Source organism: Dyadobacter ginsengisoli DSM 21015 (assembly GCF_059568735.1).
This window is the reverse complement of record NZ_JCANTY010000005.1, coordinates 662,783-673,962: the sequence shown is the minus strand read 5'-3', so window position 1 is coordinate 673,962 and position 11,180 is coordinate 662,783. Positions and strand designations below refer to the sequence as shown.

General features: G+C 48.6%; 8 protein-coding genes. 6 read left to right on the top strand and 2 right to left on the bottom strand.

Going from position 1 to position 11,180, the window contains the following annotated elements; genetic code table 11:
• Window positions 1-205 precede the first annotated feature (205 nt).
• Both BP71_RS21375 and BP71_RS21370 read right to left on the bottom strand, forming a co-directional pair.
• The gene (locus BP71_RS21375) at window positions 206-1,258 is read right to left on the bottom strand and encodes a DUF5694 domain-containing protein (RefSeq protein WP_496382951.1); all 1,053 of its coding nucleotides are present in this window, start codon (window positions 1,256-1,258) and stop codon (window positions 206-208) included.
• 267 nt (window positions 1,259-1,525) lie between these two features.
• Window positions 1,526-2,224, bottom strand: coding sequence for a MarR family winged helix-turn-helix transcriptional regulator (locus BP71_RS21370; protein WP_496382949.1), 699 nt, complete (start codon window positions 2,222-2,224; stop codon window positions 1,526-1,528).
• Between the two features lie 108 nt (window positions 2,225-2,332).
• Between BP71_RS21370 and BP71_RS21365 the strand changes: the two genes are divergently transcribed.
• The 6 genes from BP71_RS21365 (at window position 2,333) to BP71_RS21340 (ending at window position 11,174) form a co-directional block, all read left to right on the top strand.
• Window positions 2,333-2,860, top strand: coding sequence for a transposase (locus tag BP71_RS21365; RefSeq protein WP_496382947.1), 528 nt, complete (start codon window positions 2,333-2,335; stop codon window positions 2,858-2,860).
• Window positions 2,861-2,912: 52 nt separating this feature from the next.
• Window positions 2,913-4,100 (top strand): FAD-dependent monooxygenase, encoded by a 1,188-nt coding sequence (locus BP71_RS21360; RefSeq protein WP_496382945.1) that lies wholly within the window; start codon window positions 2,913-2,915, stop codon window positions 4,098-4,100.
• A gap of 25 nt (window positions 4,101-4,125) precedes the next feature.
• A complete protein-coding gene (locus BP71_RS21355) occupies window positions 4,126-5,115 on the top strand; it encodes a hypothetical protein (protein ID WP_496382943.1) in 990 nt (329 codons plus the stop codon).
• A gap of 346 nt (window positions 5,116-5,461) precedes the next feature.
• Window positions 5,462-6,088, top strand: coding sequence for an RNA polymerase sigma factor (locus BP71_RS21350; RefSeq protein ID WP_496382941.1), 627 nt, complete (start codon window positions 5,462-5,464; stop codon window positions 6,086-6,088).
• 89 nt (window positions 6,089-6,177) lie between these two features.
• Window positions 6,178-7,266: a FecR domain-containing protein gene (locus tag BP71_RS21345; protein WP_496382939.1), complete on the top strand. Its 1,089-nt coding sequence runs from the start codon at window positions 6,178-6,180 to the stop codon at window positions 7,264-7,266.
• Between the two features lie 368 nt (window positions 7,267-7,634).
• On the top strand, window positions 7,635-11,174 hold the full coding sequence (locus BP71_RS21340; RefSeq protein ID WP_496382937.1) for a SusC/RagA family TonB-linked outer membrane protein: 3,540 nt from the start codon (window positions 7,635-7,637) through the stop codon (window positions 11,172-11,174).
• The last annotated feature ends 6 nt before the right edge of the window (window positions 11,175-11,180 follow it).

The following is an 11,180-nucleotide window of genomic DNA, read 5'->3' as shown; positions in this document are numbered from 1 at the left end:
CTCAAAAACAGCGCAGGCAGGGAGAAATCCTGATTTAGCGCCTTCGCCAACCTTTTGAGAAAGGCAGAGTAGGTGATCCAGAAGCAATGTTAGCTGCATCCTGCCGAATCTTCTCCATCTCGGATGCTGTTAAATTACACGGACTTTGGCGCTTACGCATTTTGTTTTTTATTTTTTGAATGGCGACCGCACAGCCAGGTTTCTGCTATTCGATTTCATTAATATTTCTTACGGTGACATTTGGCATTGTAAGAAATATATCCTGCATATACTTCCGATGATTAGCACCGGCGAGAACAACTACTTTGTGTAAGCCTAGTGCCCTTGCACGATTTACAACATTGTCGCACATTCCTTTATTTCTCATTAGCCACCAATGGATTTTCGAAAGCATTTCCTCCTTAGGAAATGCTCCGATGTTATACATCTCGGGAAAATAAAAGTCCCCCGAGGCAAAGATGGCGGATGCCTCGTCCGTATTAAACCATTCCGTTAAGTTTGTTGAGCTTTTCTCGATACCTGCGGTTTTCTCAAATCCTTTCTCTCTTTTCGTGAGTAGTACTTTTAATTCATTTGTATAAGCTGCAGTCGTGTCTTCGGTGAACTTTTTAAATTTGTGGTGGAACGCCGAGGAAGATGCTATCCAATTCAAATCATAATCCTGGCAATCCATTGAAAGTAATTCTGGAATTTTCAGTTCCCGCATCATAGGAAATGCGATAAGTGCATATTCGGAAGTTTTCAGCCTTTTCATACTTCGTCCTGTTGTATCTAGTTGGGGGCTCAGCAGCTCATTGAAATAGTGGTTAAGCGCTGTATTTGGTGTTTGTTGAAGATGGTCGAATACCTGCCAGAATTGGTAATGACCATTTGCAACATCCTGGTTAAGGTAGTATGCATGGGCTAAATCTGCTTTAATCCGATAGTCTGTTGGGTTTTGTATTGATCTTTTTACCAAACTATCAATGGTTTTTGGGAGCAGGTCTGTTGCAATATTTCGTTTTTTCCTTAGTATTTCAAGCCTTTTAATATTGTCCTGTTTACACCAATAATCCATCACTAGCCGCTCATCTTCCTTACTCAAGAACTCTCCAAAAAAACCCGCTGGACCGAAATTCTTGATTTTGCGATAAATCGCTGAAAGGTCTTGTTGCCGATAGTGGCTGTAATTGTGAGATACGCCTATCAGAATAACCTCCACCCGTTGAGCGTGCACGCTAAATGAGAGAAAGAGAATCAGGATAAAGGAATGTTTCATATATCTGCTGGTATTATAATGTGTTTATTGAATCATGTGGAGAATCCGGAGCTGCTGATCACCTGAATTCGGAAATTACAGTTGTAACGTTTCGGGTTGAGTTGATCAGTATAAGTATTTGATTCATTGAAAATTATGGATCTAAATAAGTTTGTCGGTCGTTGGTCGATCTGCCACGGAAACTGGTGGTCACGCCGTCCGAAATCTCCCAATTAACCCCAATCGTCGCCGCCAATCCTCGAACAAGCCCATTGCCTGATACAAAATCTACCTTTTAGCCGCAGCGAACTGGGCGATCTGGTTTTGTTGATAGCGGTTTATCTCTTCCAGTTTTTCGGGACCTAATGTCTCTGCCAGCAATTCCGCGAAGCTTTTGGTACGGTTATCATTCAGGATTTTGCCGTGCTTGTGCTCGATAGGCCCCAGTAGATTGATGATCAGATGAATATCCACTCCGGACATTTCGCCAAACAGCAAATAGGCCGGAAAGTAAAGCCGCCCGTAAAGCCTGAACAGCAGTTGCTTTCCCTCTCCGGTAAGCTGGACCAACTTGGCCCGCTTATCGGATGGGTCGGTTCTTTCGGAGATATAGCCGGCTTTTATCAATCGGTTAAGTAGGTCAATACCTGTGGTCTGTTCCAGGAAATTGTAGGTGATAATATCAATTTTGCGGGCCTCTCCCTGATGAAAAATGGCGTTCAGGCAGTAGAACCAATCCAACTCTACTTCGTCGCCTTCCTTTAATGCCAATTTGAAATAAGTGGTAAGGATGGCGCCCAGCCGCCCCACCAGTTTGGCCACTGTCGATGTTTTATCAGGTGGCTCCATACCCGAAAAGAGTCCTTCGCTGATCCCTTTTGTTTCCGCCAGGGCCAGATAGTGTCGGCAGAAGTCCGAAACTGTTGCGTCCCGGTGAGTTTCCTGGTAGTTGTCCCACGCACTGATCAATTCAACGACTGGCTTCATAATAGATCGTTTTTTGCTATAAATATAAATAAAATAGTCGGATTCGTTGTATATGCATCTAATTGGATGTAATTTTGAAAATATAACAACTGAACCGATGTAATTGTGATGAAAAAGACCCGGATTCCCGTAGCCGAGGACAATAAGTTTGCAAACGGATCGCTGCTGGTTACTACCATTGCCTATCTGATGCTTAACGGAGCGCAGCTCTTTGAAACGGCGGTACTGGTTCCTGTCTGGACGGCTGCACCGCCGGCCTCTTTGCATTTGTTTCAGGGACCGCATGGATTGGATTTTAAGGTCTTCTGGATTGTTGCCCACTCCCTGCACGAGCTGACGTTTCTGGCAGCCCTGGCCCTGAACTGGAAATTGCCTTCGCGAAGAAGGGTACTACTCGCTGTTTTGCTGGTACACCTGGGCGTACGGGCCTGGACACTATTATATTTTGCTCCGGTCATTATTTCCTTTCAACAGATACCGGCTATGGGTATTGCGGATAATGCGCTTTTGCAGAAGGCCGCGCGCTGGCGAGACCTGAACCTGATCCGTGTGACGATTTTCATGGTTCTTTCTTTCGTGCTGATACCACTCAACCGATCCGCGAATCAGGCCCGCAGCGTCCTTTCACAGGCGTGACAAGCAATCGGAACACTACTTGTAATAATTGGCTTTGAAAAACATCATTATCATGAAAGCAATGATCATTGGCTGCGGGATCGCTGGTCCCGCAATGGCGCTGGCGCTGAAAAAGGTGGGAGTGCAAGCTATTATCTATGAGGCGCAGGCGACCCCCGACGATCAAAAAGGCGCCTTTTTGGGCATTTCCCCTAACGGGCTGAACATTTTAAAAGAATATATCTCTCTGGATGAAGTCCTGACGGATTACACGCCCGGCAAGATCCGTTTTTTCAATGCGCGAAACAAACCCATTGGCGTCATTGACAATGCTGAGCAATTTTCCCGCTATGGCAGCGAGTCGGTCCAGCTTAAACGGGGACTGCTCAATGGCTCTTTGCGCCGCGCCGCTCAGCAGGAAGGGATACCGATCGAGTTTGGCAAGCGGCTGGTCTCCGTCACCGGGCACGGGGGTAAAGGGACAGTGTCAGCTTGTTTTGCTGACGGTTCTAAGGCCGAAGGCGACTTGTTAATCGGTTGCGACGGCATTCATTCCGCCGTTCGCCGGCAGGTTTTCCCCGACGCCCGCGAACCTGAATATACAGGCCTGTTGTCAACAGGCGGCTTCACCCGGCTGGCTGATTTTTCCATTTCAACCGATGCCATTCACATGACGTTTGGAGAACGAGGATTCTTTGGATACGCAGTTTCCAGTCGTGGCGAAATCTGGTGGTTCAATAACATCGCTCAAACGACGGAGCCACTCCGCGATACCTGGGGGCAATCGGAACGCGCAGATCTGAAAAACCGACTGACAGCCCTGCACAGAAACGATCCGGAGCCCATCGCCTCGATTATTCAGGAGGCCCATTCAATCGAAATCTATCCGATCTACGATATCCCTTTTCTGGACCAGTGGCACCAGGGGCACATTTGTCTTATTGGTGACGCGGCCCACGCGACCGCTCCGCACATTGGCCAGGGGGCGTCGCTGGCCCTGGAAGACACACTTGTCCTGGCCCAGTGCATCAGGGATTACGCCGATCTACCCACAGCCTTTTCCCGGTTTCAGTCGCTGCGTCAGGAACGGGTTCGGGCTATCATTCGGCAAGCCCGAAAGGTGGGTGATAGCAAGACTGTGCCGACCCGGTTTCAGCAGTTTTTCCGGGACCTGCTGCTTCCAGTCTTTGTGAAGCTGGAAGCCCGGAAAATGGACTGGGTATTTGGGTATCAGGTCGACTGGCATCGTAAACTGGCCTGATTGCTCACAAAACCTGAAAAACCCGATGAAGACAATCCTGATTGGAAGCGCTGTTCTGCTGCTATTGGGCATTGCGGGCGGAATCAGCTCCTGCGAGGTCGGTAATATGGCGCCCATTGCCAATACGGCCACGTTGGCAGTCAAACTATCGGACTACGGTATGTTCCAAAAAGGATCGGTCGACCAGCCGGCCGCCGGTTTTCACAGGTACAGCCTGTCCACGCAGCTTTTCACGGATTATGCTGAAAAGCTGCGTTTGCTTCATCTGCCGCCCGGGATGACGTTATCATTCGACGAATCCGGAAACCCCGTTTTTCCGGATAGCTCGATCCTGGTAAAGACTTTCTTTTACTATCTGGATAAACGAAATCCCGCCGCGGGAAAACAATTAGTGGAAACCCGGCTTTTGGTGAAAGTCCAGGGCCAATGGAATGTGGGAACTTACAAATGGAATGAGAGCCAGACCGATGCATTTCTGCTGGACGGAGGGACAGATGAAACGGTGAGCTGGGTAAACGAATATGGTGTCCGTAAATCCATACGCTACCACATACCGGCGCGTGAAGAATGCTCATCCTGCCATCGTTCCGGGCGCTCTATTATTCCTATCGGTCCGAAAGCGAGGAACCTGAACATATCACTGGCAGATCATCCGAGCCACGAAAATCAACTGGTACATTTTTGGCAGAAAGGTTTACTGACTTTGAAAGCCGACGATCTGCTCGCACCACTGCCAGACTGGCAAAACCCCTCGCATACCGTGGAGCAACGGGCCCGGGCGTACCTGGACGTCAACTGCGCGCATTGTCACTCGGCCCGGGGTTTCGCGCAGAACACCCGGTTGTTCCTGGATTATGGACTTCCTTTTGCCAACACAAGGATTCAGGCCCGCAAAGACCATATTCTCCATCGAATGCAAGCAGCAGATCCCAATATTCGCATGCCTAAGTTGGGCATAACTGTACCCGATTCAGCCGGTTTGGCCTTAATCAGTACCTATATCCGATCTTTGTAGTGATTTTCCCCCTGGAACGCATCTCATCCCATCACAGTTGAAAAGGGAACCTGTCAAACTGAATTCAGCGGTTGGTCAAAAACTAAACGGGCCTGCATGGACATCCTCAGGAAAGCTTCTCGATGCTTTCCTGAGGATGTGTTATTTTGTTCAGTGCCCAGGTTGATGGTTCGAAAAGACGGAATGCTGGATTTCAAGGTCTTTATTCTTCATTTCAAAAGGTCATCGGAGATGACTCTTTGTTGTATATTCTTGATATTTTTTTTGATTAAATACAGTACGTTTGTCTGAAACTCTTTTCTTTGTCAAAAACATCATATCACTTACCTAACGGAGGAAAACCGGGATGTCTACTTTTACCAGAGCTGAATCAGATTTGAGTGGCGAACTGCATGTTTGGCATCGTTTCAAGCAAGGGGATATGCAGGCTTTTCAGTCGCTGTACCAACGTCACGTCAGAAGCCTGACCAGTTACGGTCACCGGCTGACACCCGACAGGCAGTTGCTGGAAGATGCCATACACGATCTTTTCATAGACCTCTGGCGAAGAAAGGAGCATCTTACCGACACGGAGAATATTAAATTTTACCTCTTCCGCGGATTGCGTAACCGCTTGTCGCGCAATGGCAGAAACAGCATATTTGAACAAGCGGAGGATATCGACGGTTTCCTGGATTACCTGGTGGCGCTTTCCAGTGAGCAGCAGTATATCAATTCCGAAAGCGTGCAGGCACGCACTGAGCGCGTACGCCAGGCGATCGAGAGCCTTTCGAGCAGGCAAAAAGAGGTGATTAACCTGCGTTTTTACCACGGAATGGGTCTTGACGAAATTTCCAGACTAATGGACCTATCCAAGCAGGGCGTCAGCAACCTGCTCTACAAATCCTACGCCGTGCTCCGGACCAGGCTCGGCGAAATGACGATTTTATCCCTGCTTGTCCCGATGGGCGAATTGCAAGGATGGATCCTGTAAAAATGAATTTGAGAAAAGTACCTGAAGATAGGTTAGTTTTCAGCCATTGTTGTACCTGTTAGTTGTGGGCGTACCATTTTTCCCTAATCATGAATGATGAAAGTGTAAATATCGAGGATCTTTTGGGCAATGATTCTTTCATAAGCTGGGTGCTGCAAGACGAAGATGCATTGTTGTGGGAAGCATTTATCCAGGCACACCCGGAGAAAAAAGAGCTGGTAGGACGGGCTTCGAGAATCGTGCTGGAATTGCACGGTGCGGAGCGTGAAACCGCACCCACGGTCGACGAGCAAAAGCTGTGGTCCCGGATTGAATCCACGGTAGAAGAGAGCCATGAAGAAACGGTTCGCGCGAAGCCGCAATGGCAGATATACAAAAGGCTTATGATTGCGGCCTGCGTGGTACTTGTCGCTGCATTTACTATTTTTCAAACCATGCGCTCCGATCGGAAAAGGGTTACCTACAAGGAGTTGCTGACGGACGCCAAAGTCGAAAATCAACTCATAGAAAAGCATAACGAGGGCATTGCCTCGATGGAGGTCCGGCTGGAAGATGGTACGGTTATCACGTTGGGCAAAAACAGTAAACTGAGTTATCCGACGCATTTTCAAAAGCTGAAACGGGAAGTTTTCCTGAGCGGGGAGGCGTTTTTTAATGTGACCAAAGACCCGTCGCGCCCGTTCCTGGTGTATGCCAATGAAACGGTAACGAAGGTGCTCGGAACGAGCTTCGAGATCAGGGCATTTGAGAATGGCCAGAACGTGACCGTGCATGTGCGCACAGGGCGGGTGTCGGTGTACAAGCAGAGCAGGATCAGAAGTGAAGACCCTGAAACCAGCGGATTGGTGCTGCTGCCCAACCAGAAGGTGACATTTAACCGGGACAGCGAAATGCTGGTGAAAAACCTGGTACCCGACCCATTGCCGATAACCCCGATCACCGATACTAAAAAGACCAAGTTTGACGAAGTTCCTGCCACGGAAGTTTTCGCGGAAATCGAAAAGATATACGGGATACAGATCCTCTGCGATCACGATTTACTATCCAAATGCATCATTTCCACCTCTATCCGCAACGAATCGCTGTACGATAACCTGGACGTGATCTGCCGGACGATCGGTGGGAGTTATAAGGAGATCGACGCGCAGATCGTGATTGATTCAAAAGGCTGTTTTTAGTAAAAAGAGGGCAAAACAGGCCTTGCAACCGAAAATTTTGACACTATTTTCAGGTTTATTCATAAAAAATCAAAAAATAATTTGAAAACGAAGGTTAGTTTTTTTTGAGGCCTGTACCTGTATTAATAGAGCACAAGGATGTTTCCGGTGCTGCCATTTTACAAAAGCATATTCCAATACCCGCACCGGTAATCCGGCAGTGAATACTATGTCCATTTTTTCGCAGTGACCTCATTGCGATCATTACCTAACTCAACATATTTATGAAAAACAGAATTGCTACCTGATGAAAAATGTGCCATCGGTGACGGATTTATCGTGCAGTACCGATCCGGATATTTATTTAAAAATGAAAACCAAAACCAAGTATGGGCATTTTTACGAATGAAAAAAAAGTTTTTCAGGTCCTGTGCATGACGATGAAGCAACTCTTCATCGCCGTGTTTGCAACCGGTTTGAGTTACGCATCCCCGACGTATTCTCAGGAGTTGCTCAAACAACGTATATCTATAAGCGTCAGGAATGCGTCTCTGAAAACGGTCCTGAAAAATATAGAAGAGCAAGGAGACCTTTCTTTCTCTTACCAAAAGCAGGTCATTGCCTCAGAGGAGAAGATCAGCCTTGAAGTAAAGAACGAATTGCTGGAAGATCTTCTGAAACGCGTGCTTTCTCCCCGGAACATTACTTATCAGGTGATCAAGACCAACCAGATCATTCTTTACAAGACACAGGACGAAGGAAAAGGGCCAACGGGGGTGCTTCCGGCAAATACGGCGGAGCCATTACTGGAAAAGCAAATCGCCGGAAAGATCACCGATGAAAAAGGGGAAGGTCTGGCGGGGGTCAGTGTGGTGTTGAAAGGCACCCAGAAAGGCACGACCTCGGATGCAGACGGTACCTACCGGCTCGCAATACCGGATAACGACGCGGTCCTGATTTTTTCCTTTGTCGGTTATATCTCCGACGAGCGGCAGGTGGGTTCTCAATCCATTCTGAATGTGGTGCTTAAAGTGGATAACAAGGCGCTGGAAGAAGTGGTGGTGACGGCCTATGGACAAAAACAGCGGAAGGAAGCGGTGGTAGGGGCCGTCACGACGATCCGGCCTGGAGAACTGAAGATTCCTTCGAGCAACCTCACCACGGCCATTGCAGGTCGCCTCTCGGGTGTGATCGGGTACCAGCGCAGCGGTGAGCCGGGCGTCGATAACGCGACATTTTTCATTCGCGGGATCACAACCTTTGGTTACAATAACTCCCCGCTGATACTGGTCGACAATGTGGAGCTGACCGTTACCGACCTGGCCCGGTTGCAGCCGGACGATATCGAAAGTTTTTCGATTCTGAAAGACGCCAGCGCAACGGCGCTGTACGGCGCGCGGGGTGCGAACGGGGTCGTGTATGTGACAACGAAGCAGGGGAAGGCCGGTAAGGCGAAAATTAACTTTCGGATGGAAAATTCGGTTTCCATGCCCACCCAGAATGTGGAGCTGGCGGACCCGATTACCTACATGAAATTATATAATGAGGCCCAGCTCACGCGTGACCCGCTCGCCGCGATCAAATACTCGCAGAATCAGATTGAAAATACGGGCAAGGGTAATAATCCCTACATCTATCCTTCGACGGACTGGCGTGATGTGCTTTTTAAAAAATATACACAGAACCGCCGCGCCAACCTGAGCGTATCGGGTGGAGGAGAGGTGGCCCAGTATTACGTAGCGACGTCGTTCAGCAATGATAACGGGATGCTGAAAGTGGACAAGATGAATAATTTCAACAACAACGTGAAACTCAACAGCTATTCGGTGCGCTCCAATGTCAATATCAATCTGAGCCCGCAGACGCAGCTGATTGTGAGGTTGTACGGAAATTTCGATGATTACAATGGCCCTATCGACGGCGGTTCAGGCATTTATCAGAAGGCATTGAAAACCAGCCCGACTTCCTATCCGGCCTATTACACGCCTGATAAAGCCAACGAAGCGACGGACCATATCCTGTTCGGAAATTTTGACCTTGGGCAATACCTTAACCCTTACGCAGACATGGTGAGAGGGTACAAGCAGTATTCAAGGTCTAAAATGCTGACGCAGCTCGAACTGACCCAGAAGTTGGATTTTGTCACCAAGGGGCTTAATGTGAGAGGATTGGCGAATATCAACAGGGCGTCGTATTTCGATGTCACCAGGGCTTACAACCCATATTTCTACCAGGCCGGATCATACGACAAGCAAACCGATACTTACATCCTGAACTGGCTTAACCAGCAGACCAGCAACGATTTCTTCCCCGAGCCTGCGACCGAATACCTCAATTACAAACCCGGTGCAAAAAACCTGGAAAGTTTCCTTTACTTACAGGGTACCCTGGATTATTCGCGGGTTTTTAAAGAAGTACATTCGCTGAATGCGACCGTGGTAACGACGCTGCAACAGAGTCTGAAGGACAATTCGAGTGCAGGAGAGGTGCAGTCCCTCCAACAGTCGCTTCCCAGCAGGAATACGGGGGTGTCGGGGCGGTTGTCCTATTCGTTCGATAACCGGTATTTTGCTGAATTCAATTTTGGTTACAATGGGTCGGAAAGGTTTCACAAGAGCAAGCAGTTCGGCTTTTTTCCTACCATTGGCGGCGCATGGGTAATATCGAACGAGGGATTCTGGAAGCCCATGGAGCGCATTGTGAACAAGCTGAAAATCCGCGGTTCGTACGGTCTCGTGGGTAACGATGCCATCGGACGGCCCGATCAGCGCTTCTTTTTCCTTTCGGAGGTTAACCTGAACAATGACCAGAGGGGATCGTCTTTCGGGTACAATTCAAGCGTTACCCGTAACGGCGTGTCTATCAGCCGGTATGAAAACAAGGACATCACCTGGGAGACGTCTCATCAGACCAACCTCGGACTGGAATTTTCGATTCTTCAGAAACTGAATGTGATTGCAGAGATCTACAAGCAAAGACGGGCGAATATCCTGATGGAAAGGGCTTCGATCCCAACCACGATGGGGCTTTCCGTGACACCGTCGGCCAATGTAGGCGAGGCGAAATCCAAAGGGTTTGACCTTGCAGTGGATTTTAACCAGAATTTCAAAGACGGTACCTGGCTGGTAGCAAGGGGTAACCTCACCATGGCGCGTACGGTTTTCTCCATTTTTGAAGAACCGGATTACAAAGACCGGTACCTGTCCAGGGTAGGGCAGTCTATCAATCAACCCAGGGGACTGATAGCCGAGCGCCTTTTTATCGATGAAAATGATGTGAAAAACTCACCGCGGCAGAACTTCGGGGTATATGGCGCCGGGGACATCAAATACCGGGACATCAACCGGGACGGGCAGATTACCAATGCGGATTTTGTGGCGATAGGCCACCCGGAGACCCCGGAAATCACTTACGGGTTTGGGCTGTCGGCCGGGCGCGGGCAGTTTGACCTTTCGCTCTTTTTTCAGGGCCTGGGAAGGGAATCATTTTTTATTAATCCCGTCGCTTCCGCTCCATTTATCGATTATGGCAAGGACGGCAACGGGGATAACGACCTTTTTCCGGCTAACCTGATCGGTGAAAATGCATTGCTGAAAGCTTTCGCGGATAGCCATTGGTCGGAAGAGAACCGCAACATCTACGCGGTATGGCCCAGAATGTCGACGGTCCAAAACCAGAATAATTCCCAGCGGAGCACCTGGTTTATGCGCGACGGGTCATTTATCCGTTTGAAAACACTCGAAGCGGGTTACACGGTCAAGGGCCGTGTGCTGGAGAATCTGAAAGTGACCAATTTCAGGATCTATTTCAACGGGACAAATTTGTTGACTTTCAGCAAGTTTAAGTTGTGGGACCCGGAAATGGGCGGGAATGGCCTGGGTTACCCGATCCAGAAGGTTTTCAATATCGGTTTGAATATGAATTTCTAAGCTTCC